The organism is Bacillus sp. NEAU-Y102, from assembly GCF_054788175.1.
Genome location: NZ_JBTWFK010000001.1, coordinates 908,372 through 934,693, shown reverse-complemented (window position 1 = coordinate 934,693; position 26,322 = coordinate 908,372). Strand labels below are relative to the sequence as shown.

The 26,322-nt window shown below is 35.3% G+C and carries 28 protein-coding genes; 20 read left to right on the top strand and 8 right to left on the bottom strand.

Going from position 1 to position 26,322, the window contains the following annotated elements:
- Positions 1-24: 24 nt before the first annotated feature.
- Positions 25-483, bottom strand: coding sequence for a YkyB family protein (locus ACYFX0_RS04540; protein WP_000804864.1), 459 nt, complete (start codon positions 481-483; stop codon positions 25-27).
- 141 nt (positions 484-624) lie between these two features.
- Here ACYFX0_RS04540 and ACYFX0_RS04535 point away from each other — a divergent pair, with 141 nt between their 5' ends.
- The gene (locus ACYFX0_RS04535; RefSeq protein WP_052658738.1) at positions 625-2,199 is read left to right on the top strand and encodes a Ppx/GppA family phosphatase; all 1,575 of its coding nucleotides are present in this window, start codon (positions 625-627) and stop codon (positions 2,197-2,199) included.
- A gap of 108 nt (positions 2,200-2,307) precedes the next feature.
- Positions 2,308-4,416, top strand: a complete 2,109-nt coding sequence (locus ACYFX0_RS04530) for a polyphosphate kinase (RefSeq protein WP_000423553.1) — start codon at positions 2,308-2,310, stop codon at positions 4,414-4,416.
- A gap of 160 nt (positions 4,417-4,576) precedes the next feature.
- On the opposite strand, the gene ACYFX0_RS04525 is transcribed toward ACYFX0_RS04530, so the two are convergent.
- Both ACYFX0_RS04525 and ACYFX0_RS04520 read right to left on the bottom strand, forming a co-directional pair.
- A complete protein-coding gene (locus ACYFX0_RS04525; protein WP_000283738.1) occupies positions 4,577-4,813 on the bottom strand; it encodes a hypothetical protein in 237 nt (78 codons plus the stop codon).
- 97 nt (positions 4,814-4,910) lie between these two features.
- Positions 4,911-5,768 (bottom strand): metallophosphoesterase, encoded by an 858-nt coding sequence (locus ACYFX0_RS04520; protein ID WP_000680639.1) that lies wholly within the window; start codon positions 5,766-5,768, stop codon positions 4,911-4,913.
- A 229-nt stretch (positions 5,769-5,997) separates the two neighbouring features.
- Between ACYFX0_RS04520 and fadH the strand changes: the two genes are divergently transcribed.
- The 3 genes from fadH to ACYFX0_RS04505 all read left to right on the top strand — a co-directional run bounded on the left by fadH (position 5,998) and on the right by ACYFX0_RS04505 (position 8,906).
- On the top strand, positions 5,998-6,762 hold the full coding sequence (gene fadH / locus ACYFX0_RS04515) for a 2,4-dienoyl-CoA reductase (RefSeq protein WP_000660913.1): 765 nt from the start codon (positions 5,998-6,000) through the stop codon (positions 6,760-6,762).
- 255 nt (positions 6,763-7,017) lie between these two features.
- Positions 7,018-8,235 (top strand): EAL domain-containing protein, encoded by a 1,218-nt coding sequence (locus ACYFX0_RS04510; RefSeq protein WP_000564306.1) that lies wholly within the window; start codon positions 7,018-7,020, stop codon positions 8,233-8,235.
- 182 nt (positions 8,236-8,417) lie between these two features.
- Entirely contained in the window at positions 8,418-8,906 is a 489-nt protein-coding gene (locus ACYFX0_RS04505; RefSeq protein ID WP_001233816.1) for a DUF3993 domain-containing protein, read from the top strand.
- 124 nt (positions 8,907-9,030) lie between these two features.
- Here ACYFX0_RS04505 and ACYFX0_RS04500 read toward each other — a convergent pair whose 3' ends face one another.
- Positions 9,031-9,267, bottom strand: a complete 237-nt coding sequence (locus ACYFX0_RS04500; RefSeq protein WP_000717872.1) for a glutaredoxin family protein — start codon at positions 9,265-9,267, stop codon at positions 9,031-9,033.
- Positions 9,268-9,500: 233 nt separating this feature from the next.
- On the opposite strand from ACYFX0_RS04500, the gene ACYFX0_RS04495 reads away from it, so the two are divergent.
- The 10 genes from ACYFX0_RS04495 to ACYFX0_RS04450 all read left to right on the top strand — a co-directional run bounded on the left by ACYFX0_RS04495 (position 9,501) and on the right by ACYFX0_RS04450 (position 16,531).
- Entirely contained in the window at positions 9,501-9,737 is a 237-nt protein-coding gene (locus ACYFX0_RS04495) for a YkuJ family protein (RefSeq protein WP_000055151.1), read from the top strand.
- 241 nt (positions 9,738-9,978) lie between these two features.
- Complete coding sequence (locus ACYFX0_RS04490) at positions 9,979-10,128, top strand: hypothetical protein (RefSeq protein ID WP_000400650.1); 150 nt, start codon at positions 9,979-9,981, stop codon at positions 10,126-10,128.
- Between the two features lie 74 nt (positions 10,129-10,202).
- A complete protein-coding gene (locus tag ACYFX0_RS04485; protein ID WP_000348492.1) occupies positions 10,203-10,721 on the top strand; it encodes a ribonuclease H-like YkuK family protein in 519 nt (172 codons plus the stop codon).
- Between the two features lie 119 nt (positions 10,722-10,840).
- The gene (gene abbA / locus ACYFX0_RS04480) at positions 10,841-11,032 is read left to right on the top strand and encodes an antirepressor AbbA (RefSeq protein WP_001188692.1); all 192 of its coding nucleotides are present in this window, start codon (positions 10,841-10,843) and stop codon (positions 11,030-11,032) included.
- A gap of 168 nt (positions 11,033-11,200) precedes the next feature.
- Entirely contained in the window at positions 11,201-11,644 is a 444-nt protein-coding gene (gene cbpB / locus ACYFX0_RS04475) for a cyclic-di-AMP-binding protein CbpB (protein WP_000623573.1), read from the top strand.
- Between the two features lie 152 nt (positions 11,645-11,796).
- Complete coding sequence (locus tag ACYFX0_RS04470) at positions 11,797-12,681, top strand: LysR family transcriptional regulator (RefSeq protein WP_003261853.1); 885 nt, start codon at positions 11,797-11,799, stop codon at positions 12,679-12,681.
- 71 nt (positions 12,682-12,752) lie between these two features.
- The gene (gene dapD / locus ACYFX0_RS04465) at positions 12,753-13,475 is read left to right on the top strand and encodes a 2,3,4,5-tetrahydropyridine-2,6-dicarboxylate N-acetyltransferase (RefSeq protein ID WP_000783241.1); all 723 of its coding nucleotides are present in this window, start codon (positions 12,753-12,755) and stop codon (positions 13,473-13,475) included.
- Between the two features lie 63 nt (positions 13,476-13,538).
- A complete protein-coding gene (locus tag ACYFX0_RS04460) occupies positions 13,539-14,669 on the top strand; it encodes an N-acetyldiaminopimelate deacetylase (protein WP_000218671.1) in 1,131 nt (376 codons plus the stop codon).
- A gap of 247 nt (positions 14,670-14,916) precedes the next feature.
- The gene (locus ACYFX0_RS04455) at positions 14,917-15,783 is read left to right on the top strand and encodes a hypothetical protein (RefSeq protein WP_001167320.1); all 867 of its coding nucleotides are present in this window, start codon (positions 14,917-14,919) and stop codon (positions 15,781-15,783) included.
- Positions 15,784-15,865: 82 nt separating this feature from the next.
- A complete protein-coding gene (locus ACYFX0_RS04450; protein ID WP_000504032.1) occupies positions 15,866-16,531 on the top strand; it encodes a potassium channel family protein in 666 nt (221 codons plus the stop codon).
- A 38-nt stretch (positions 16,532-16,569) separates the two neighbouring features.
- Here the strand turns inward: ACYFX0_RS04450 and rnjA are convergent, their stop codons facing one another.
- Together rnjA and ACYFX0_RS04440 are read right to left on the bottom strand one after the other, a co-directional pair.
- Positions 16,570-18,237 carry a ribonuclease J1 gene (rnjA, locus tag ACYFX0_RS04445; protein ID WP_000670375.1) on the bottom strand — a complete coding sequence of 556 codons (1,668 nt, stop codon included), beginning with the start codon at positions 18,235-18,237 and terminating at the stop codon, positions 16,570-16,572.
- Between the two features lie 4 nt (positions 18,238-18,241).
- Entirely contained in the window at positions 18,242-18,454 is a 213-nt protein-coding gene (locus ACYFX0_RS04440) for a DNA-dependent RNA polymerase subunit epsilon (RefSeq protein ID WP_000576435.1), read from the bottom strand.
- A gap of 547 nt (positions 18,455-19,001) precedes the next feature.
- Here ACYFX0_RS04440 and ACYFX0_RS04435 point away from each other — a divergent pair.
- Positions 19,002-19,775: a Cof-type HAD-IIB family hydrolase gene (locus tag ACYFX0_RS04435; protein ID WP_000998269.1), complete on the top strand. Its 774-nt coding sequence runs from the start codon at positions 19,002-19,004 to the stop codon at positions 19,773-19,775.
- 204 nt (positions 19,776-19,979) lie between these two features.
- Here ACYFX0_RS04435 and def read toward each other — a convergent pair whose 3' ends face one another.
- A complete protein-coding gene (def, locus tag ACYFX0_RS04430) occupies positions 19,980-20,534 on the bottom strand; it encodes a peptide deformylase (RefSeq protein WP_000957043.1) in 555 nt (184 codons plus the stop codon).
- A gap of 168 nt (positions 20,535-20,702) precedes the next feature.
- Positions 20,703-20,849: a YjcZ family sporulation protein gene (locus ACYFX0_RS04425; protein ID WP_000274562.1), complete on the bottom strand. Its 147-nt coding sequence runs from the start codon at positions 20,847-20,849 to the stop codon at positions 20,703-20,705.
- Between the two features lie 514 nt (positions 20,850-21,363).
- Here ACYFX0_RS04425 and pdhA point away from each other — a divergent pair.
- From pdhA to lpdA, 4 genes are all read left to right on the top strand, one after another.
- Complete coding sequence (gene pdhA / locus ACYFX0_RS04420; RefSeq protein ID WP_000536895.1) at positions 21,364-22,479, top strand: pyruvate dehydrogenase E1 component subunit alpha; 1,116 nt, start codon at positions 21,364-21,366, stop codon at positions 22,477-22,479.
- 3 nt (positions 22,480-22,482) lie between these two features.
- Positions 22,483-23,460: a pyruvate dehydrogenase complex E1 component subunit beta gene (gene pdhB / locus ACYFX0_RS04415; RefSeq protein ID WP_000068163.1), complete on the top strand. Its 978-nt coding sequence runs from the start codon at positions 22,483-22,485 to the stop codon at positions 23,458-23,460.
- A gap of 93 nt (positions 23,461-23,553) precedes the next feature.
- Positions 23,554-24,843: a pyruvate dehydrogenase complex dihydrolipoyllysine-residue acetyltransferase gene (gene pdhC / locus ACYFX0_RS04410; RefSeq protein ID WP_000863420.1), complete on the top strand. Its 1,290-nt coding sequence runs from the start codon at positions 23,554-23,556 to the stop codon at positions 24,841-24,843.
- 5 nt (positions 24,844-24,848) lie between these two features.
- Complete coding sequence (gene lpdA, locus ACYFX0_RS04405) at positions 24,849-26,261, top strand: dihydrolipoyl dehydrogenase (RefSeq protein ID WP_000260104.1); 1,413 nt, start codon at positions 24,849-24,851, stop codon at positions 26,259-26,261.
- The last annotated feature ends 61 nt before the right edge of the window (positions 26,262-26,322 follow it).

Below are 26,322 nucleotides of genomic sequence, written 5' to 3'. Positions count from 1 at the left end.
TGGCCTACACTTGGCCAAACTGTTTTATTTTTTTGTATAAGTACGACTATACCATGGAACCGGTTCACTTAATTTTTTTTCTTGTTTCAATGCTTCAGGCCCAATATAATCTTGAAGTGTTTTTTTTGCTACTGTTAAAGATAAGGTTGTTTTCGGATTTCGATAGGAGGATTCAAGATGACCAAGATGCGGTAGAATTCGAAAATCTTCTTTCGTAGGAGGGATGTGGAAAAAATAATCGCCTAAACGTATAAGGACATCAGATTGTTGTTGGCTAAAACGTGGGTTTCTAGAAAAATGTAATCCTTCTTTAATTGCTTTTTTTTCAGCAATCAAACGCTCTAAAGCTGTCTTTTTTAACCAGTATAAATATTTAGGATTAGTAGCTGCTTTAGCATGACGATTCACAACGAAAATAGATTGAGCTAGTCGATTAATAGAATGTTGGTTTTGTAATTGAGATTGTGGTTGTGAAGGTTTCATATTGAATCTCCTTTCAATTTTTCATTATTATAGCATAAATAAAATAGGTTTTTATTATATGCAAAAAGTGATTGTATATATTTTCAATATTAAAGCAATATTGTTACAAAAAACAACTATTTTGTATAATAGTAATAGAATATGTTTTTGAAATTTGATAATGAAAGAGTGAGAAGTTTGAAAGAAATATTAAAACAACAGTATGCCATTATAGATATTGGATCTAATACAATGCGTTTAGTTATTTATGAAAAGCAAAATGGAGGTTTTTATAAAGAGATTGAAAATACGAAAGTGGTTGCTAGGTTAAGGAATTACTTAATTGATGGTGTGTTGAATGAAGAGGGAATAGAAGTATTATTACAGACATTATTTCAATTTCAAGAAAGTACAAGGTTCCATCAGTTGCATCATGTACTTTGTGTTGCAACAGCAACAATTAGACAGTCTGAGAATCAAGAGGAAATTAAAAAGCTTATTGAAGGACAAACGGACTTTACTCTTAGAGTATTATCAGAATATGAGGAAGCGCGTTACGGATACTTGGCGGTTATGAATTCTACATCGTTTTCAGAAGGAATAACGGTAGATATTGGTGGGGGAAGTACGGAAGTTACATACTTTAGAAATAGAGAGATTTTAGAGTACCATAGTTTTCCTTTTGGGGCACTTTCTTTAAAGCAACAATTTATTAAAGGTGATATTCCTACTAAAGATGAGTTAGAGGGAATGCAACAGTATTTAGAATTTCAATTTCAAACGTTACCATGGTTCATCAATAAGAAATTGCCTCTTATTGCAATTGGTGGTAGTGCGAGGAACTTAGTAAAAATCCATCAAAATTTAATATGTTATCCTATAGCAGGATTACATTTATACAAGATGAAAGAAGAAGATATTGAAAATGTAAAAGATGAGTTGGAAAAATTGTCGTTCATAGAACTTCAGAAATTGGAAGGATTGGCAAAAGATCGAGCGGATACGATTATTCCAGCGGTTGAAGTATTTCATACACTTGTTAATGTTATAGAGGCACCGGCATTTGTATTAAGTAGAAAAGGATTAAGAGAAGGTGTTTTCTATGAAGAGTTGACAAAAGATTTGGGGATTTCATATTATCCGAACGTAGTTGAAGAAAGTTTGCATTTACTATCACATGAATACGAAATGGACATGGAATTTGTTATTCAACTTATTAAACATGGAAGACTAATTTGCAAACAACTTGAGGAAATAGGGCTTATTTCTATGTCAGTAAAAGACTGGGAAGTATTCCATCAAGCAGCGAAAGTATTTAATATAGGCAAATATATAGACGAAGAAGCGAGCCGTTTACATACGTTTTATTTATTGGCGAATAAGACAATTGATGGCATGATGCATAAAGATAGAGTGAGGTTAGCGCTTATTGCATCTTATAAATCAAAAATGCTATTTAAACAACATTTATCTCCATTTGAAGGTTGGTTTGATAAAAGTGAACAAAAAAAAATCCGTCTATTAGGAGCTGTTTTACAATTTTCAGCTGCTTTAAATGCAAGGCAACGATCGCTTGTTGAAACCATATCTATAACAGAAAGCAAAGAGGCATTAACGTTTAAAGTTTTATGTGAACAGTCTGCATTAGCAGAAAAAGTGCAAGCTGAAAAACAAAAAAAACAGTTAGAAAGAGTATTAAAAACGAATATTAACTTGTTATTTGAACTAAAACATTAGGTCGTACGGATGTCTTTACGAAAAATTTACACTTTGTAATATTGTAATTTGATAAAATAAAATTAACTAAATTATAGTAAAAAAGTTTCAAGGGGAAGTGTGAAGAGAATGGAATTATCGAAGGGGAATGCAGTAAATTTAAATGATACAGCTTATTACAATAATCGAGAGTTAAGCTGGCTAGCATTTAATGAACGTGTACTACAAGAAGCGCAAGATGGAAAAAATCCACTTTTGGAAAGATTGAAATTTATTAGTATTTTTAGTTCGAATTTAGATGAATTCTTTATGGTACGTGTAGCGGGATTAAAGGATCAAGTGAGTGCTGGATTTAATCAGCCAGAAAATAAAGCTGGCTTAACACCAAAAAAGCAACTAAATAAAATTGCGATAAAAGCCCATGAACTAATGACAGTACAATATGATACATTTAAAAATTATGTATTGCCAGCGCTTGAGTTAGAGGGAATTGAACGTTTAACATTCCATGATTTGACGAAAGAGCAGCGAGAATTTATAGAAGAGTATTTTGATGAGCAAATTTTTCCGGTGTTAACCCCTGTAGCTATTGATGCATATCGCCCATTTCCAATGTTATTAAATAAAAGTTTGAATTTAGCTACTCTTTTATATGATGAGAAGCAAGCGGAGGAAGAGAATCGGACGAAGCTAGGAATTGTACAAGTTCCTTCATTACTTGAGCGCTTCATATTTTTACCGAGCGAAGGGCAAAAGCATAAATTTATTTTATTAGAAGACGTAATTAGTAGCTTTACTCATAAATTATTTACGGGATATACAGTATCATCTGTTACTCGTTTCCGTATTACACGCAATGCAGATTTAACGATTCATGAAGAAGGTGCGAGAGATTTATTAAAGGTAATTGAAAAAGAATTAAAAAAACGTAAGTGGGGGGGGGCTGTACGTTTAGAAGTTGGGAAAGAACACATTGATGAAAGAGTATTAGCGTTATTATATGAGGTTCTGGAAGTAAAAGATGAAGATGTATATATAATGGATGGGCCATTAGATTTAACATGTTTGTTTTCTTTATATAAAAAACTAGCTCCTTTATATGAACATCTTGTATATCCGGCTCTTATTCCGCAACCGCCTCAAGATTTAGGTGATGAAGAAGATGTATTTGAAAAAGCAATTGAGCATGATATTTTATTACATCATCCTTTTGAATCATTTCAGCCGGTAGTTGATTTTGTCCGTGATGCGGCAGACGATCCAAATGTACTTGCGATTAAACAAACGTTATATCGAGTAAGTGGTGATTCACCAATTATTCAGGCGTTAAAGATAGCGGCTGAAAAGGGAAAACAAGTGACGGTATTAGTTGAATTAAAGGCAAGATTTGATGAAGAAAACAATGTTCATTGGGCTAAAGAATTGGAACAGGCAGGATGTCATGTTATTTACGGTGTAAGTCACTTGAAAACACATAGTAAAATTACGTTAGTTGTAAGAAGAAAAAACGGAAAAATCGAAAGGTTCGTACATCTTGGAACTGGAAACTATAATGATGCAACAGCGAAGTTATATACTGATTTTGGATATATTACATCAAGAAAAGACTTTGGGGTTGATGCAACCAATTTCTTTAATTATTTAAGTGGTTATACAACAAAGCCACATTTTCATCATTTATCTGTTGCTCCATTTGATATAAGAGAACAATTTATGGATTTAATAGATGAAGAAATCCGTTATCATAGGCAATATGGAAATGGATATATTATCGCTAAGATGAATTCATTAACAGATAAACCATTAATTAAAAAAATGTACGAAGCATCACAAGCTGGAGTAAAGGTAGAGCTCATTGTTCGAGGAACATGTTGTTTAAGACCTGGTATTCCAAATGTAAGTGAAAATATTCGTGTAGTTAGTGTTGTTGGAAGATATTTAGAACATAGCCGTATTTATTATTTCCATCATAATGGGGAGGAGAAAATATATTTATCTTCAGCTGATTGGATGACGCGAAATATGGAGAAGCGAGTGGAAATATCTTTCCCGATATTAGATATTGAAATGAAGGCACGAATTAAGGCGATTTTACAGCTTACATTAGCTGATAATGTGAAAACACGTGAACAAAATAAAGATGGTGATTACTATTATGTTATTAATGGTAGTACAGAAGAAATTGATAGCCAAGTGAAGTTGTTTAAGATGGCGTATCAAAATACAGATGCTGAATAATGAAAAAAGTAAAAACCTCTTATGTCTATAAGAGGTTTTTACTTTTTTCTACTCATATGCTCCCAAAATGGGAGGATGAGTAGAAACAATAGTTTTATTATAAGCGTGTAATAAGGTGGCTCGTTGAGAGAATAACATTTGAAATAATCGTTATTTTAACTTAGTAATAGTATGGTTGTTGACATGGTCCACCGTAACAAGGATAAGGTGCTGGCGGCGGGAAAGGTGGTGGATAAGGTGGGTAAAATGGTCGAGGGCCGAAAGCTAATGCTCCGCCGAGTAATCCACCAGCAATTCCAGCTAGAAAGGGAACGCCAAAAAACGGGAAGAAGCGTGAGTCGCCTACTGGACCAATAGGTGCTGAACGGACTGGGATTGGTTGATAATATGGATACATGAACATACCTCCTTTATTGGACTCACTTTCATCATATGGTAAATGAAACGTGGATGAGCGCGTACAAGAAAGGATATGCAAGAAAATAGGCGAATTATTACGAATGTTGGAGTGTAAAAAGTGTAATTTCAGGTTTTGACATAAAACGGAATGGAACACGCGTTCTCCCTAGGCCTCGATTAACATAGAGAGTTAAATCTTGAATTGTATAGAAGCCTTCAATATAGTCTTTGGCGAGTGATGGTGTAATAATAGCTCCTAAAAAAGGAATTTGTACTTGTCCGCCGTGGCTATGACCAGAAAGTTGCAAGTTGATTGGATATCTGGAAACTTGGGGCGCGATATCTGGTTCGTGAACAAGAACAATGTTATAAGTATTTTGTCGTGCATGCTCTAATGTTTTCTCTATTTTGGGTTTGCCTAGTAGTATATCATCGAGACCGAAAATAGAAATCTCACTATTATCCATTAGACGAATTCTTTTTTCATTATTTAGCAATAGTTCAAATCCAGATTCACGCATGATGTGTTCATAGTATTTAGTTCCATATCCACCGTGATCATGGTTACCATAAATAGCGAATTTACCGAAGGGGGCTTGTATATTTTTTAAAATGGATGCAACGAAAGGAGTGTCAGTATACGTTTGGTAATTATCAATGAGATCTCCAGTAAAAAGGACAATATCTGGATTTACAGCATTAATTTTAGAAACAACTTGAGATAAATGTTGAAGCGAGAAATAGTATCCAAGATGTAAATCGCTGAATTGAAGAATTTTCATACCATGAAAACTTTTTGGGATGAGTTGTGATTTTAATGTGTGCTGTGTAAAAGAAATGAAATGGGGTTCTATATATTTAGCATAGTAGTATCCGATGCCACTGGTTATAAATGAATAGAGACAAGTGCGCATACCAATTTTTAAAAAATTTCTTCTTGTAATGTGCTTCATAAAAATATGAGTATCCTCAATGTTTTTATTCCATTTATAGGCTACTCTAATCTCCTTTCAGTTTATTTAAAATATACTTTACATAATAAAAAATTAGTATAGATTACGAAAAAAATGAATGAAAAGAAAATTCTTTACATTAAAATATCAGAAAAGTTTAAAAATATAAAGATTTCTATTAAATAAAGTGATAAAATGAATTTGTATTCATTTTTTGGAGGGGATGTATGTGAAAGAGAAGGTAGTTATTATAACAGGTGGATCGAGTGGAATGGGAAAAGGAATGGCGACTCGTTTTGCAAAAGAAGGGGCACGAGTTGTTATTACAGGACGTACAAAGGAAAAACTAGAGGAAACAAAGTTGGAAATTGAACAATTTCCGGGGCAAGTATTACCTGTACAAATGGATGTAAGAAATACGGATGACATTCAGAAAATGATTGAACAGATTGATGAGAAGTTTGGTCGAATTGATGTTTTAATAAATAATGCAGCTGGAAACTTTATTTGTCCAGCAGAAGATTTATCTGTGAATGGTTGGAATTCAGTCATTAATATTGTGTTAAACGGTACATTTTACTGTAGCCATGCTGTCGGAAAATATTGGATTGAAAAAGGTATAAAAGGGAATATCATTAACATGGTAGCAACATATGCATGGGATGCAGGTCCAGGAGTTATTCATTCGGCTGCAGCGAAGGCAGGGGTATTAGCGATGACGAAGACGCTCGCTGTTGAGTGGGGACGTAAATATGGAATACGAGTTAACGCTATCGCGCCAGGACCAATTGAACGTACGGGCGGTGCTGATAAATTATGGATTTCAGAAGAAATGGCTAAGCGTACGATACAAAGTGTTCCGCTTGGAAGGCTGGGTACGCCAGAAGAAATCGCTGGTCTAGCTTATTATTTATGCTCAGATGAAGCTGCGTACATAAATGGAACTTGCATGACAATGGATGGAGGACAACATTTACATCAATATCCATTTTAAAAGGGATAAAAAAATGAATGTTTGATTCATTTTTTTATGGTTAAATGTGACGGAATTGTGACATATGAAAGAAAAGTGTTTACAAGAGGTCATATATACGTTATATTTAAGACCTCTTTTTTCTTCATAGTAGAATTGCTAATTCCCCTTAGCATTTTACCCCTCTAATCCCTTCAGGAAAACTGAAGGGATTTTTTATTATTTTTCCGTAAATATCATGTTATAATTTTTGAAAAGTAAAGGGAGGGAAGCACGTTGATAGATGCATTAGATGTAATGAGTAACTTGGATAAAGTCCTTCCTTATTATCAAGCTATTTTTAGTGCTGATGAGCATACTGTAATTGGATATGAAGTAGTAGGACGTATTCAAACAGAAGAGGGCATACAAAGTTTAGCTTCTTTCTTTCACGATGATTCGATTCCAAGTGAATTTCAACTGGAAGCGGATAATATTATAGTAGAAAAAGCTTTAAATCGTTATTTAGAAAGCGATCAAAAATTATTATTATTTATACATCGGAATGCTAATGTATTAATGAATGATGATGATGAAAGCTTGCTTCAACTTTTATTGAGGTATGAAGAACAAGGTTTAAATTTAAAACAAATTGTTTTAGAGATTACAGAACATGAATGTAAAGAAGATATAGAGCAATTTAATCATTTGCTTATGTATTATCGTACATATGGTATTCAAATTTCGATTAATAAAGTCGGAACGGGCACAAGTAATTTAGAGCGTATTAGCGTGTTAGCACCTGATATTTTAAAAGTAGATTTAACGAATTTAAGGCAAACAGCACTTTTACAATCTTATCAAGATATTTTATATTCTTTATCATTACTTGCTAGAAGAATTGGTGCAACTTTGTTATATGAAGAAATAGATGCTTTTTATCAACTGCAATATGCTTGGAAGAACGGCGGAAGATATTATCAAGGTAATTATTTGAAAGAATGTTTACCTGATTTTATTGAAACGAATGTTTTGAAAGAGCGACTTGGTAATGAATGTCATCAGTTTATTCAGCATGAAAAGAAGAAGTTACAAAAAATTTATAATTTGACAGAGATGTTACGCGATCGCATTGGCGATGTTTTATCAAAACAAAAAAAGAATGAAGATATAAATGATTGGTTATTACAATTTAGTCAAAGTGTATCACAGTGTAGTTTTCGTATATTTATTTGTAATGAAGATGGTTTCCAACAATCAGGAAATGTTATGAAAAAAGATGGAGAATGGATTGTGATGCCGGATTATTATATGAAGAACTGGAGTTGGCGCCCGTATTTTCTCGAGAATATCATGAAAATGCGTTTTGAGAATAAGGCAAGGCTTTCAGATTTATATGCAGATATCGAAACGGGCGAAATGGTACGAACATTTTCTTTCCCAATAGATGATGACAACTTTTTATTTATAGATTTATCTTATGAATATTTATATGAAGAAGATGTTTTATTTTAATGCACGAAGAGATTCGTGCATTTTTTGTTTGTTTTTATCATAAATTGGTAATAGTGAAAATGGTGATGAAAATGCTGTCTATCGTTGTAAAGATTTTACGAACGAAATCTGTCCTTTCTTTGCATAATCATTGTTACAATGAATACTACAAAGACAAGTTCTTTTAAAAGGAAGGTGAAAAAATGAGGAAATATGGAATATGGCTTGTTCTATTTGTATGTGTTGCCTTTCTAGTTGGTTATAGTGTTACGACTGTTTTAGGGAAAGAGGAAGTGAAAGTTGATCGGAAAGAAGTATTTACAACGATACAAAAAGGCTATGAAACCCAGTTTTCAATTCGTGGGAAGCATTTGCCGATGAATAAGATGATAGAGACGTTATCACCGTATTTTACAGATAATTTCCTTCAAGTGTTTACAGATGAAAATAGCAGAAGTGATAAACAAAGTGGTGAATATTTACTTCCGGCAAAAGAAGCACCGTTTTCTTTTAATTCAGAAACGAAAATATCGTATGATGAAGAACATAAAAATTTATATGTATATGAGCGGACAAAAAGTGGACAATATCAAATTGTAACATTGAAAAGGGATCAAGATAAATGGAAGTTAGCAGGATATCATGAAAGTCAGGAACTCTTAACTGAAATAAAAAGGTTGCAACAATTATAAAGTGAAACTTTTAATCAGTGGGAGGGATTACTAGCCCATCTAACTCCTTTGCTTTAGCTAAATTTTTTGGGTTTTACTACCTACAAATAGCGGGATAAGAATAGGAATAGGTATTTACCTATTCCTATTCTATATTGAGTAGTTTTTGTAACTTTTCAATTTGAAAACCTGCAACTACTTCGCCATCAATTACGACTGTTGGAGTTGAATAAGAATCATAGTCGTTTAAAAGACGATTGCGAGCAGCAGCGTCTTTTTTTACGTCAAATTCTTCATATGCAACGTTATTATGCTTCAAAAATTCTTTAACAATAACACATGGCGGACAATCAGGTTGTGTATAAACCTCAATTTTTTTCATTGTAATTCCTCCTTTTTTCTGTTTTTTATTATATTCTTCCAGTATAAAAACCGCAATAAAGAAGGGGAAATATGTTCTTTCTGTTTTTTCCTTCGCATTTCGACAAATTTTTAGTTGAGTTTCTAGCCAATAACCTTTATCCTAGAGTGTGGAACATTTTTTCTGTTATGACGGATAGAATGAGTATAGCTGTAAAACCTATTGGTAGGAAGATCAGAGAAAGGAGAGATTTCATGTCTCTACTCCAAGGAATTTTAACTCGACTTGTTAGTCTACAAGAACAAGCTGAAAGCGGTGAAGTAGCACAACGCTATTTTGAAGTGAACGGTGAGCGCAAATGTAGCGTGAAATTTTTCGATAAAAGTGAAATGTATGAGTTAGAAGTGTATCAACAAGGTGAAAAACCTCAAGTGTACCAATTCGATAATATCGACATGGTTGCAATTGAGATTTACGATATCATTTCTTGATACATATAAAAAAGGTACTGCCATATGGCAGTACCTTTTTTAGTTCTATTACTTTCCAGCGTAATGTATAGAATTTTTTTATTTTTCCTACAATGGTATTAAAATGAAAATTTAATCTGTGTAAGTTTGCCTATCCACGTGGATAAGTAGTCCCGCCAACCGGATGAATATGTGAAGCTAAACTTCTCACAATTGCTGGGTTCTGCAAATAGTGGGAGAAATATAACTAGGAGGTTATCGTATGGAACATTTACCAGTTGTGATTTGTCCTAATTGTCAAAGCTCTGCTGAGATTACTCATGTATTAACGGCTCAATCTAATCAAAATGTAATTTATACGTGCCAAGTTTGTCACTTTGTAATTCGAAATATTGAAACGAATAAAGGATAGGAAGTTATAATTTTAGTTTTTGTCCCATACAATGAGAATACGAAAAGTCTGTCTAATTGAAAGGACGTGACTCTGTGGACGGTGCACATAAATTTTACAATGTTTCAGAGAGACATTTAAATTTTGATATGGTCTTTAGCCGTATTTGTAGTTTCATTGAAAAGGATCCACGAAATTTATATCGATTATCCATTGGGACAGACTCGCAAGCACATCAAAAGGATACGAGGTTTATTACAGCAATCCATATTCATCGTGTTGGAAAAGGTGCCTGGGGTTGTTTACACCATAGATCAGTAAAAGATAAGCCAGCAACCTTACGTGAGAAAATATATTTAGAAACGCAGTTTAGTCAAGAAATCGCATGTCTATTTACACCTACTCATATACAAACAATATGGGAGTTATTGCATCCTTATGCTCAAGATGGGGCTGGATTCATAATGGAAATTCATTTAGACATTGGGAATGATGGTTTAACAAAGGAATTTATTTTAGATATGACAGAAAAAATTCGAGCGATGGGATTAACTGCAAAAATTAAGCCGGATGCTTATGCGGCGTTTAGCTATGCAAATCGATATACGAAATGACTTTTTGTATGTTTACAATTGCTACATATCTTTTGGTAAAAACTGAATATTACATCTATTAAATAGGTTAAATTTTTTATATAATAAGAGTAACGATGCGATTGTAAGGAGAGGGGTATATGCAAAGGGAAGTTGTTTTAACGAAGGAAGAAGAAAGTTTACTACTAGATATTTTATTTCAGCAAAATTATGCAAGTGAAATTTTAGCTGTGGAACTTACAGATATTGAGAATGGTTTGAAACAGACGGATGTGATGCAATATAAAAAAATCACAAGGTTATTTTACAGATTAAAAAATAAAGGGTATTAAGCGCTACCGGAATGGTAGTCTTTTTTTTGTGCTGTATGCTAAAATAGCTGTGTGATTGTATTTTTATTGAAATAAATTTAGGACAAAATAATAATATGAAAACGCTGTCATAAAATGTGAATAGAGTTATGAACATAAGCAGGAAAAAGGGAAAATGGGGGATGTAATATGATTAGTATTCCGAAAGACGAATTTCAACAAATTCTTGTGAAGGATTTAATGATTTCATCGGAAAAAGTAGCTCATGTCCAAATTGGAAATGGTTTAGAACATGCTTTACTCGTTCTTGTGAAATCTGGATATTCGGCGATACCTGTCTTAGATCCAATGTATAAATTACATGGTTTGATTAGTACTGCCATGATATTAGATGGTATGTTAGGATTAGAGCGTATTGAGTTTGAAAGACTTGATGATATGAAAGTAGAGCAGGTGATGAAGGAAGATATACCTTTTCTTAAATTAGAAGATTCATTTGCAAAAGCTTTAGAAATGACAATTGATCATCCTTTTATTTGTGCTGTTAATGAAGAAGGCTATTTTGAGGGGATTTTAACACGTCGTGCTATTTTAAAATTGTTGAATAAGAAAGTAAGGCAACATAATCGATAACGTGAGAAAAGTGACTTCATAGAAACGAAGAAGTCACTTTTTTTCGTGCATATCACTTGTGTATGTATTATATTTAAAAAGACATAAAACATAAGGAAAGTTTGCGCTGGAAAATTGTATTTTCTGAATGAAAGCTTGTTGAAATAAGGTGTATGGAAGCTAAGGAAAGAGGGAGAAAGTTGCAAATTGATGATTTTCAAATGATGGTTGTGTTAGCTCAGGAATCAAATATGAGAAAAGCGGCGGAACGTTTATTTGTTTCCCAACCTGCGCTGAGTCAACGATTACAATCTATGGAGAAACAATGGGGAATGAAGTTTTTTATTCGCTCACAAAAAGGATTGACAATTACACCTGAAGGGGAAAAAGTTGCAAATTATGCCAAAGAAATGTTGCAAAAGGAAGAGGATATAAAAAGTGAGCTAGCTGTTTTTAGAACGGAAACTCATGGAACGTTAAAAATAGCTGTTGCATCAGTTATTGGTCAATATTGGCTTCCTCCTGTTTTGAAAAAGTTTGTGCATAAATATCCTTCTGTAAAGATATCGCTGTTTACTGGATGGAGTAGTGAAGTGCAAAAGCAGTTTTATGAAGGAGACGTTCATGTTGCTATACTGAGGGGAACACAAGAATATAAAGGTCAAAAGCAAAAATTATTTGAAGATGAACTGTATTTAGTTGATAAAGAAATAAAAGATATTTCGATGCTAAAAGAAACAAATAGGCCGTTCATTCAATTTAAAAGTGACTCGACTTATTATGGACAAATACAAAATTGGTGGTATGGTTTATTTTCTAATCCGCCTAAGCGAACGATTGTAGTTGACCAAATTGAAACATGCAAACAACTTGTTTTAAATGGTATAGGTTATGCCCTTTTACCTTCTACTGTTTTAAAGGAAGTACAGGAAAATATGTATAAAACACCTGTTCAATTGACGAGAGAAACATGGTTGTTAACAAGTGACTCAGCAAGGCAGTTGAAGCAAGTACAAGCATTTTTAGAAATTATAGAAGAAATTCAAAGGGAAAAATAAGATTATTATCTTGCTACTCGCTCTTTCGTTTGGTAGAGTAACATTATAAATGGATTTAGGAGGCAACAAGAATGAAAATGATGGACGCTAACGAAATTATTTCGTTTATTCAAAAAAGTGAAAAGAAAACTCCTGTAAAGGTATACATAAAAGGGGATTTAAAAGAAGTAACATTCCCTGAAACAGTACAAGCATTTGTGAATAAAAAATCAGGTGTATTATTCGGAGAATGGTCTGAAATTAAGACAATTCTTGATGAGAATAATAAGCACATCGTTGACTACGTTGTAGAAAACGATCGTCGTAATTCTGCAATCCCAATGCTTGATTTAAAAGGTATTAAAGCTCGCATCGAGCCCGGTGCTATTATTCGTGACCATGTTGAAATTGGTGACAACGCTGTAATTATGATGAATGCAACAATTAACATTGGTGCTGTAATTGGTGAAGGTTCTATGATCGACATGAACGCAGTACTTGGTGGACGTGCAACAGTCGGTAAAAACTGTCACGTAGGTGCAGGTGCTGTACTTGCAGGTGTTATTGAGCCACCTTCTGCAAAACCAGTTATCGTTGAAGATGATGTAGTAATCGGTGCAAACGTAGTTGTTTTAGAGGGTGTTACAGTAGGTAAAGGTGCAGTTGTAGCAGCGGGAGCTGTTGTAACAGAAGATGTGCCTCCATACACAGTTGTTGCAGGTACTCCAGCACGTGTAATTAAAGAAATTGATGAGAAGACAAAAGCAAAAACAGAAATTAAACAAGAGCTTCGTCAATTAAACCCAGAGAAATAAAAAGAAAAAAAAGCGTAAGAGCGTAAATGGGCTCTTACGCTTTTTATAGATAGAGGTGCAAAAATGACAGTAAGCAAATTTGTCCAAATTCGTAGAGATCTACATAGAATTCCAGAAATCGGATTTAAGGAATGGAAAACACAACAGTATATTTTAGATTATATAGGAACGCTTTCTCATGAATTTGTGGAAGTGAAGACATGGAAAACGGGTGTAATCGTTAAAGTAAATGGAAAAAATCCAGAAAAAATAATAGGTTATCGTGCAGATATAGACGGTTTACCAATTACAGAGGAAACTGGATATGAGTTTGCTTCTATTCATGAAGGAATGATGCATGCATGTGGCCATGATGTACATACAACAATCGGTTTAGGCCTTCTAACGAAAGCTGTGAGCGAAAGAATAGATGATGACCTTGTATTTCTATTCCAGCCAGCAGAAGAAGGACCAGGCGGTGCTCTTCCTATGTTAGAAAGTGAAGAGTTAAAAGAATGGAAACCAAATATAATTCTTGGTCTTCATATTGCACCAGAATACGCTGTAGGGACAATTGCAACGAAAGAAGGACTGTTATTTGCCAATACTTCAGAATTATATATCGATTTAAAAGGGAAAGGTGGCCATGCTGCCTATCCGCATACTGCAAATGATATGATTGTTGCAGCGAGTCATCTTGTTACACAGCTTCAATCCGTTATTAGTCGCAATGTAAATCCTCTTGATAGTGCAGTAATTACAATCGGAAAAATTACAGGTGGTACGGTTCAAAATATTATTGCAGAAAAATCTCGTTTAGAAGGAACGATTCGAACATTATCAGTAGAATCAATGAAGCGTGTGAAAAGCAGAATTGAGGCAATTGTTGCAGGTATCGAAGCTTCTTTCCAGTGTGAGGCGATTATAGATTACGGAGCAATGTATCATCAAGTATATAACCATGAAGAGTTAACGAGAGAGTTTATGCAATTTGTACATAAACAAACAGATATGAATGTTATTACATGTACTGAGGCAATGACAGGTGAAGATTTTGGTTATATGCTTCGAGAAATCCCTGGATTTATGTTTTGGCTTGGAGTAAATTCAGAATATGGTTTACATCATGCGAAATTAAAGCCAGACGAAGAAGTGATTGAAAAGGCAATTACATTTTTAAGCCAATATGTAAAGTGGAAAGGGAATAGAAAATAAAACTTCCGCTTTCTTGAAGTTTCCAAAAAAAATTTTGTTCTGAGGTGTAAGTAACGCTCGTATAGATTGGTTTTAGGCGTTTACATACAAATGAAAGAATAAAGTTAATTGGACTGTTTTAATAATGAGCAGGGGGTTTTTAGCCACTGCTCATTATTAATTATTTGACTAACTTATATATGTTTACTTTTAGTATGAAAAGTGTGTAAAATCAATGTGAAACATAGAAAAAAGGGTGGGGAATTACGTGCAAATTAGCAGTGCGATTTTATGTTTCGTCTTATATGCGTATGTTATTATTGCGGCGGTTTATTTTGGGATAAGTTTTTATGCCTATCGTCTAGTAGATAATAATGAATATGACGAAACATACAAATGGGTGAAGAGATATTTATCACCTGTACTAGAAATTATGAATGGGTTTGTGCTCTTTTTATTTATTGGATTAATTGCTTTCTCAACGAGTTTAGTAGGGAATAAAACTACGTTATTTGTATTGGGTATCATTATTTTTATGCTGTTAGGAATAAGGATTGGTAATACGGTCTTTTGGAATGAAAGAAAAGTAGATGGTTGGACGGGAATGTTAATTCCGTGTATGTTAGCTGCAATTGTGACAAATATAGAACATGAATATTATCAATTACATTTTTGGCTCATTATCGTTTTAACAATTCTTTCTGTTTTGTATATAAGCACAGTAGTACTAACATATATTGCACATGAAAAAGGAGATGTTAAAGGCACTCGTTTCTTTAGAGGACGGGCATTATTTTGGAGTGTGCCGACGATGGCAGTTATCGCGCTTATTGCGATATTAGTAAATGGATATCAATTTTCTAATTGGCAACTATTTTTAGAAAATTGGTGGATCTTTATCTTTTCGTTTATTGCTTTTTTAGGTGCAACGCATTATTTATTTCATCAACATCATTACATATGGGCGTTGTTATTTGCATTCATACAGCTGCTATTTGCCTTTTTTGGTCAAGAAACATTATTATTCGTTTTTGAAACATTTAGTTCGTTTGGAAATATATTTGTATTTGCTATGTTACTTGTTGGTATCGCTTTTTACTTGCAACAATATTTTTATATACAAAAACAAAAATAAGAGCTAATTACAGTTTTTGTGACGCATATAAAGTGTGTTACACTGAAAATAAATAGTACTTGAAGTTATTGGAGGAATTCCTGTGGGTGAGAAAGAAAAAGAGTTTGCTGTCATTGGACTTGGTCGCTTTGGTGGAAGTATTTGCCGAGAACTAGCTCAATTAGGTATGGAAGTAATGGCAATCGATTCAGATGAGGATAAAATTAATGAATTTGCAAATATAGCTTCGCATGCTGTAATTGCAGATTCAACAGATGAGATGGTATTAAAAAGCCTTGGTATTCGAAATTTTGATCACGTAGTCGTTGCTATTGGAGATAATTTAAATTCAAGTATTTTAACGACTTTGATTTTGAAAGAGTTGGGTGTAAAAAATATTACTGTAAAAGCTCAAAATGATTATCATGAAAAAGTGTTAAGTAAAATAGGTGCAGATCATATTGTGCATCCAGAACGTGATATGGGAAAAAGGATTGCTAATAATATTGCATCAAGCAATGTGTTAGATTACCTTGAGCTTTCAGATGAGCATAGTATTGTAGAGATTATTGCGAATAAAAAAATTGATGGGCACTCTTTAATTGAATTAGATATTCGTGCGAAGTTTGGATTGAATATTGTAGCAATTAAACGAGGTAAAGAAGTTATCGTATCCCCTCGGGCTACGGAGAATATTCAAGCAGGAGATATATTAATTGTCATTGGTCATGACGATGAAGTGGATCGATTTAAACACTTTTTAAGATAAGAGAAAAGGACAATGCCTTCATAGCATTGTCCTTTTTCTTATATTTCCATAATGATTGGTAAAATCATTGGACGGCGTTTCGTTTTCTCATATAGGAATGGAGCTAATGTGTCTGTAATTTCATTTTTAATTTCAGACCATTGTGTTGTTTTACGCTCCATTACTTTTTCTAAATGAGTTGTAATTAATGTTTGTGCATCATTGATTAAATCACTGCTTTCACGCATGTAAACGAAACCGCGTGAGATGATATCAGGTCCTGCTGCAACTTTAAATTCTTTCATATCAATGCTTACAACTACAATTACAAGTCCTTCTTCAGAAAGGATACGACGATCTCGTAATACGATATTGCCGATATCTCCAATACCGTTTCCATCAATGTAGACCGAACCAGATGGGATTTTTCCAGCTACGCTAGCTTCATCCGAACGTAAAGCAAGAACATCGCCATTATCCATAATGAAGCAATTTTCTTCAGGGATACCACAATCATTTGCTATGTTCATGTGCATACGCTGCATACGATATTCACCATGAATTGGCATGAAGTACTTCGGTTTAATTAGACGTAACATTAACTTTTGTTCTTCTTGCCCACCGTGTCCACTTGTATGGATATTTGAAAGTTTCCCGTGAATTACATCAGCGCCAGCGCGGTACAACATGTTAATTGTACGACTTACGCTAATTGTATTTCCTGGAATTGGTGAAGAAGAGAAAACAACTGTATCTCCAGGAATAATTTGAATTTGGCGGTGTGTACCGTTTGCAATACGTGAAAGTGCTGCCATCGGTTCACCTTGACTACCTGTACATAAAATAACAACTTTATTAGCTGGTAAGCGGTTTAGTTGAGATGCATCTATGAATGTATCTTTCGGGCAACGAATATAACCAAGGTTTTGTCCGATTTCAATCGCTGCTTCCATACTTCGACCAAACACAGCTACTTTACGGTTGTTTTCAACAGCAGCTTCAATAACTTGTTGTAAGCGGTGAATATTTGATGCAAAGGTTGCGAATATAATCCGTCCGTCTACTTTACGGAAAATGTCTTGAATGCTATCACCAACGCGACGCTCAGACATAGTAAAGTTTGGAACTTCACTGTTCGTACTATCAGATAATAGACATAGCACGCCATCTTTACCGATTTCAGCCATTTTTGTTAAATCAGCTGGTTCACCAACTGGTGTGAAATCAAATTTGAAATCACCTGTATGAACAACTTGACCTTGAGGTGTTTTCACAACAACGCCGTACGAATCTGGAATACTGTGAGTTGTACGGAAGAAGGATACAGACGTTTTTTTGAATTTAATAACGTCATCTTCTTGAATTTCGTAAAGTTTTGCTTTACGAAGTAAGCCGTGTTCTTCTAATTTATTTTTGATGAGTGCAATTGCTAATTTTCCGCCGTAAATCGGAATGTTCACTTGACGTAATAGATAAGGAATTCCGCCGATATGATCTTCGTGACCATGTGTAATGAATAACCCTTTAATTTTATCTTCGTTTCGCACAAAATAAGTGTAGTCTGGTATTACATAATCGATTCCGAGGAGTTCGTCCTCTGGAAATTTAATTCCAGCATCAATTATAATAATTTCATCTTGAAATTGAACAGCGTATGTATTTTTACCGATTTCACCAAGCCCACCGAGAGCAAATACAGCAACTTGGTCGTTTTTTAGAAATTTCATATCGCTATACGATTTCCGCTAATGTTAAATCAGCGTTTTCTTTTTCATATTCAAGATGAGCGCCAGTAACAGACTGAACAAACTCGATATTATATGCGAACTTATTTAATTTTGTACGAACATCTTTTTCAGACGTAGCCTCTAAATATAAAACTTTTGTATTTTCACGTACTGGAACCTCAGTTAATTTTTCTTGATAAAATACTTTAAAAATCATTTGGAAAACCTCTCCTTGTCTATGTTTTGCATTATCTGTTACTTATTATAAAGCAAACAGTCCCGATTTTCATGTTTTTTCGAATGAGAATGAAGAAAAAGCCCGAAATGGGCACAATTTAAGCGATTGTCTTTTTACGGACTAGACCGTTTAAATAACGCTTGAGCTTTTTCTTCAGCTTCTTCAGCATGATTACTCCTTCCTTTCCTTATTTTAAACATGCATATTAATAGTGAAAATTCTATCTCTGATATAAGAGATAGGACAAAAGTGAATGGTGAGTCTTGTCCTCTCCCATACAGTGAAAGTTATTCTATAGTAACGATTAGTAGCCGTTAGTTATAGGTATAGTATGAGGAAGAATGGAAAAGAAAATTCATCCGAACAAGTATCCACATGTTTTACTAATATATATATGCAAAGTTTGTAAATAAGGTCAGAAAGGGAACGCTTTCTTCACAGATGTTTAATATGTTATACTTTTTTTTAGAATTTGAAAAGTGATATTCAAAATAGGAATATAGAGTGCCAGAAAGGATTTTGACAAATGAATGATAAAATTGTTTTTTTTGATATTGATGGAACATTATTAGATCATGATAAAAAAATTCCGCAATCTACACGAGATGCAGTAAAACAGTTACAAGAAAAAGGTGTACATGTAGCAATTGCGACAGGGCGCGCGCCATTTATGTTCGAAGATATTCGCAAGGAACTTGATATACATAATTATGTTAGTTTTAATGGACAATATGTTGTCTTTGAAGATGAGGTAATATTTAATAATCCGTTACATCCAGATGCTTTACATAAGTTTACTCAGTTTGCAAAACAAGAAGGATATCCACTTGTATATCTTGACCATCAAGATATGAGAGCATCAGTGGAATATCATGATTATGTGAAAGAAGGCTTTGGAAGCTTAAACTTTGAGCATCCAGCATATGAGCCTAATTTTTATGAGGAACGTAATATTTATCAAACACTACTTTTTTGTGAAGTAAATGAAGAGGAAAAGTTTATTAATCATTATCCAGATTTTCATTTTATTCGTTGGCATGCATATTCAATGGATATCATTCCGAATGGTGGTTCTAAGGCAAAAGGAATTGAGAAATATATTGAAAAGTTAGGTTTTAATCGTGATCAAGTATATGCATTTGGAGATGGCTTAAATGATTTAGAAATGATCGAAGCCGTTGGCACAGGTATTGTGATGGGAAATGGCCATGAAGACTTGAAAAAACTTGCAAATCATGTGACAAAGGACGTTAGTGAAGACGGTATATATCATGGACTAAAGTGGGCTGGATTGCTGTAAGTGAATATGGAACCCATTTCATAATAAAAAGGCGGAAGATTAACTTCCGCCTTTTTATCACGCTATTTGCCGGGTAGTAAGACCCCCACCTCAAAATTCAGCAAAAGCAAAGAAGTTAGGTGGGGGCCTGCTGCCCGATTGGTGAGGGCTAATAATCAGTGGGGGATGAACAAAACCCCCACTGATTAAAGTTTCACTTTATTATTATCGCTCTAGAGGTTTGGAATCATCAGGAGCGGCAAATGGATTTTCTTTATTAATATGGTCATAGAACATAACGCCATTTAAATGGTCAATCTCGTGCTGGAATACGATTGCTGGTAAACCTTTTAAACGTAATTTTACTTCTTCCCCGTTAATAGAAGTTGCTTTTACTGTAATTCTTGTATAACGAGGAACATAACCAGGTACTTCGCGGTCTACAGATAGACAGCCTTCACCGCCCTGTAAATATGTACGTTCAACAGAATGGCTAATGATTTTTGGATTGAATAATGCATGGCTATATAATGTACCGTCCGCATCGGTTACATGAACTGCAATCATTTTTTTTGAAACACCGATTTGCGGAGCCGCTAATCCGATTCCAGGGCGTAAACTATATTTTTCAGCCATTTCAGGATCTTGGCTATTTATTACAAATTCAATCATTTCTTTTAGGGTAGTTGTATCTTTTTCGCTTGCCGGTAATGAAACATCTTCTGCAACGTTGCGCAAAATAGGATCTCCTTCGCGAATAACATCTTTCATTGTAAGCATATGTAATCTCTCCTTTCCTCTTTAGTCTACCAAAGGAGATGGAAAAAGTCATCGGCAAGAAAGGGAAGGTATTTTGGAAATCGTTCTATTATAGAGTGTTTATGTATGTGATAAACAGAAAAAGACGGCAAAGCCGTCTTTTTCTTTCCATAGTTGTTTCGTTTTACATTAGCGAATGCAAGCAGCACCAACGATAATTAAAAGAATAAACAACACAACGATTAAGGCGAAGCCGCGTCCAGACCCGCCACAAGAACCGCCATAACCGTAGGAAGGATATGAACAAGTTGGATAGCAATATGAGTATCCGTACATGAGATGACCTCCTTTATCATTTCCCGCTAATACTGCGGTTACTATAATGTATGGAAGAGAGGGTAGAAATGTATAGGTATTTACCTAAAAAAGGAAGGATAGTTTGTATATTTTTGTTACGAAGAGAGAAAAACTAAAGAGAATTAAATCGTTTACATATTATTCTAAGAGAAAAAATAAGTGAAAAAGGGAATAATATAACAGTAGGTCAATGCTTACTAATACAGATGTAAAAAATAAAAACACGTTTGTGTAGTAGAAACCTGCATATTATTTATAAAAAAACGTATTCAAAGTAATTGACATCGTAATTAGAATAGTTGTAAACTAAAAAACGTGATCAAGATTGTATTAATATGTTTCTGAAAAAACATTAGTACAGATTGTTAGGTACACAAAATTATTCTCAACCGACAGATAAACATGTTGGTTTACATCGTTGCGCTTTTTAAACTGGAAAATAGCCAGTGAAAGCGTTTCAGAATATGGTTCAAGAGAGGAAGAGGTGAACGGAATGGGTACTAAAACAAAAAAGACCCTATTTAATGTTGATGAGCAAATGAAAGCTATCGCAGCTCAATTTGAAACATTACAAATTTTAAATGAAAACGGTGAAGTTGTGAATGAAGCAGCTATGCCTGAATTATCTGATGATCAATTAAAAGAATTAATGCGTCGTATGGTGTATACTCGCGTATTAGATCAACGTTCTATTTCTTTAAACCGTCAAGGACGTTTAGGTTTCTACGCACCTACAGCTGGACAAGAAGCTTCTCAATTAGCGAGTCATTTCGCACTTGAAGCAGAAGACTTCATCTTACCAGGATACCGTGATGTACCACAATTAGTATGGCACGGACTTCCATTATATCAAGCATTCTTATTCTCTCGTGGACACTTCATGGGTAACCAAATGCCTGAGAATGTAAATGCATTAGCTCCACAAATCATTATCGGTGCGCAAATCATCCAAACTGCTGGTGTTGCGTTAGGTATGAAACTACGTGGTAAAAAATCTGTTGCAATTACTTACACTGGTGACGGTGGTGCTTCACAAGGTGACTTCTACGAAGGTATGAACTTTGCAGGTGCATTCAAAGCTCCAGCAATCTTCGTTGTTCAAAACAACCGTTATGCAATCTCTACTCCAGTAGAAAAGCAATCTGCAGCTAAAACTGTAGCACAAAAAGCAGTAGCAGCAGGTATTTACGGAATTCAAGTAGACGGTATGGATCCATTAGCTGTATACGCAGCAACTGCTTTCGCTCGTGAGCGCGCAGTAAATGGCGAAGGTCCTACTTTAATCGAGACTTTAACATTCCGTTACGGTCCACATACAATGGCTGGTGATGACCCAACTCGTTACCGTACAAAAGATATCGAAAACGAATGGGAACAAAAAGACCCAATCGTACGCTTCCGTAAGTTCTTAGAAGCTAAAGGCCTATGGTCTCAAGAAGTTGAAGAGACAGTAATCGAAGAAGCAAAAGAAGATATCAAACAAGCAATTGCTAAGGCTGACCAAGCTCCAAAACAAAAAGTAACTGATTTAATGGAAATCATGTACGAAAAAATGCCTTACAACTTAGCTGAACAATATGAAATCTACAAAGAAAAGGAGTCGAAGTAAGCCATGGCTCAAATGACAATGATTCAAGCAATCACTGATGCTTTACGCGTTGAAATGAAAAATGATCCTAACGTACTTGTATTTGGTGAAGACGTTGGTGTAAACGGCGGTGTATTCCGTGCTACTGAAGGTTTACAAGCTGAATTTGGTGAAGATCGTGTAATGGATACTCCACTTGCAGAGTCTGGTATTGGTGGACTTGCAGTTGGTCTTGCACTTGAAGGATTCCGTCCAGTTCCAGAAATCCAATTCTTCGGTTTCGTTTTTGAAGTAATGGATTCAATTTCTGGTCAATTGGCTCGTATGCGTTACCGTTCTGGTGGACGTTGGACTGCTCCAGTAACAGTTCGTTCTCCATTCGGTGGTGGTGTTCATACTCCTGAACTACATGCTGATAGCTTAGAAGGATTAGTGGCTCAACAACCTGGTCTAAAAGTTGTTATTCCATCTACTCCATACGATGCTAAAGGTCTTTTAATCTCTGCGATTCGTGACAACGATCCAGTTATCTACTTAGAGCATATGAAATTGTATCGTTCATTCCGCCAAGATGTACCAGAAGGCGAATACACAATTGATTTAGGCAAAGCTGATATCAAACGTGAAGGTACAGATGTATCTGTTATCGCTTACGGTGCTATGGTTCACGCTGCATTAAAAGCTGCTGAAGAACTTGAAAAAGAAGGTATCTCTTTAGAGGTTGTTGACTTACGTACAGTTCAACCATTAGATATCGAAACAATCATCGCTTCTGTTGAAAAAACAGGTCGCGTAGTTGTAGTTCAAGAAGCTCAAAAACAAGCTGGTATTGCAGCTAACGTTGTAGCGGAAATTAACGACCGTGCAATCTTAAACTTAGAAGCTCCAGTTGTACGTGTTGCAGCTGCTGATACAGTATTCCCATTCTCTCAAGCAGAGAGCGTATGGTTACCAAACCACAAGGATATTGTTGAAGCTGTAAACAAAGTAATGAACTTCTAATTTTTAGTTTTTCATGTGCAAAAGAAATCAGCACATGCTGGTTTCTTTTGTACATATTCCATAATAATGAAATGAATCAGGGGGCTGAATTCCGTGGCATTTGAATTTAAACTACCAGATATCGGTGAAGGTATCCACGAAGGTGAAATCGTAAAATGGTTTATTAAACCAGGCGATGAAGTAAATGAAGACGATGTACTTCTTGAAGTACAAAATGATAAAGCAGTAGTAGAAATCCCTTCTCCTGTTAAAGGTAAAGTACTTGAAGTACTTGTAGAAGAAGGAACAGTTGCAATCGTAGGAGATACATTAATTAAATTTGATGCTCCTGGATACGAAAACCTTAAATTTAAAGGTGACGATCATGATGAAGCTCCAAAAGCTGAAGAAGCAGCAGTAGAAGCTCCAGCAGCGGAAGCTACTCCAGCAGCAACTGCAGAAGTAGTAAATGAGCGCGTAATCGCTATGCCATCTGTTCGTAAATACGCTCGTGAAAAAGGTGTAGACATTCATAAAGTAGCTGGTACTGGTAAGAATGGCCGTATCGTAAAAGCTGACATCGATGCATTTGCAAATGGTGGACAAACTGTAGCAGCAACTGAGGCTCCAGCAGCAGTAGAAGCTACTCCAGCAGCAGCGAAAGAAGAAGCACCAAAAGCACAACCAATTCCAGCTGGAGAATATCCAGAAACTCGTGAGAAAATGAGTGGTATCCGTAAAGCGATTGCGAAAGCAATGGTTAACTCTAAGCATACAGCTCCTCACGTAACATTAATGGATGAAGTTGATGTAACTGAGCTTGTTGCTCACCGTAAGAAGTTCAAAGCAGTAGCAGCTGACAAAGGTATTAAATTAACTTACCTTCCGTACGTTGTTAAAGCTTTAACATCTGCATTACGTGAATACCCAATGTTAAACACTTCTTTAGACGATGCATCTCAAGAAGTAGTTCATAAACATTACTTCAACATCGGTATCGCAGCTGATACAGACAAAGGTCTATTAGTACCAGTTGTTAAAGATACAGATCGTAAGTCTATCTTCACTATTTCTAACGAGATCAACGATCTTGCTGGTAAAGCACGTGAAGGTCGTCTAGCTCCAACTGAAATGAAAGGTGCTTCTTGCACAATTACAAACATTGGTTCTGCAGGTGGACAATGGTTCACTCCAGTTATCAATCACCCAGAAGTAGCAATCCTTGGTATCGGCCGTATCGCTGAAAAACCAGTTGTGAAAAATGGCGAGATCGTTGCAGCTCCAGTATTAGCATTATCTCTAAGCTTTGACCATCGTTTAATTGACGGCGCAACAGCTCAAAAAGCGTTAAACCAAATTAAACGTCTATTGAATGACCCACAATTATTAGTAATGGAGGCGTAATAACAATGGTAGTAGGAGATTTCCCAATTGAATTAGATACAGTCGTTGTTGGTGCAGGTCCTGGTGGATACGTTGCGGCAATTCGTGCAGCACAATTAGGTCAAAAGGTAGCAATTATTGAAAAAGCTAACCTTGGTGGCGTATGCTTAAACGTTGGATGTATTCCTTCAAAAGCGTTAATCAATGCAGGTCATCGTTATGAGAATGCAATGCATTCTGATGACATGGGTATCACTGCAGAGAACGTAAAAGTTGACTTTACAAAAGTTCAAGAATGGAAAAACGGCGTAGTTAAGAAATTAACTGGCGGTGTTGAAGGCCTTCTTAAAGGTAACAAAGTTGAAATCATTCGCGGTGAAGCTTACTTCGTAGATGCTAACACATTACGCGTTATGACTGAAGATGCAGCTCAAACTTATACGTTTAAAAATGCTGTTCTTGCAACTGGTTCTACACCAATCGAAATTCCAGGATTCAAATACTCTAAACGTGTTATCAACTCTACAGGTGCTTTAAGCTTACCTGAAATTCCTAAAAAACTTGTTGTAATCGGCGGCGGTTACATCGGTATGGAATTAGGTACTGCATATGCTAACTTCGGTACAGAAGTTACTGTAGTAGAAGCTGGCGACGAAATCTTAGCTGGTTTCGAAAAAGCTATGAGCTCTGTTGTTAAACGTGCTCTACAGAAAAAAGGTAACGTAAATATCCATACAAAAGCTATGGCTAAAGGCGTTGAAGAAACAGAAACTGGCGTAAAAGTTAGCTTTGAAGTTAAAGGTGAAATCCAAACTGTAGAAGCAGATTACGTATTAGTAACTGTAGGTCGTCGTCCAAACACTCAAGAAATCGGTCTTGAGCAAGTTGGAGTTAAAATGACTGACCGCGGCATCATCGAAATCGATGAGCAATGTCGTACAAATGTACCGAACATCTATGCAATCGGTGATATCGTTCCTGGACCACCATTAGCTCACAAAGCTTCTTACGAAGGTAAAGTAGCTGTAGAAGCAATTAGTGGCCATGCATCAGCTATCGATTACATCGGAATTCCTGCAGTATGCTTCACTGATCCAGAATTAGCATCTGTTGGTTACACTAAAAAACAAGCTGAAGAAGCTGGAATGACTGTAACTGTATCTAAGTTCCCATTCGCTGCTAACGGTCGTGCATTATCATTAAACAGCACTGACGGTTTCCTACAACTTGTAACACGTAAAGAAGATGGTCTTCTTGTAGGTGCTCAAGTTGCAGGTGCAGGTGCTTCTGATATTATCTCTGAGATTGGTTTAGCTATCGAAGCTGGAATGACAGCTGAAGATATCGCTCAAACAATCCATGCTCACCCAACATTAGGTGAAATCACAATGGAAGCAGCTGAAGTTGCTCTTGGAATGCCAATTCACATTGTAAAATAATTTAAGTAATGTAAATAGCCCCTCTCTTATTGTAAGAGAGGGGCTATTTTTATTTTCATCA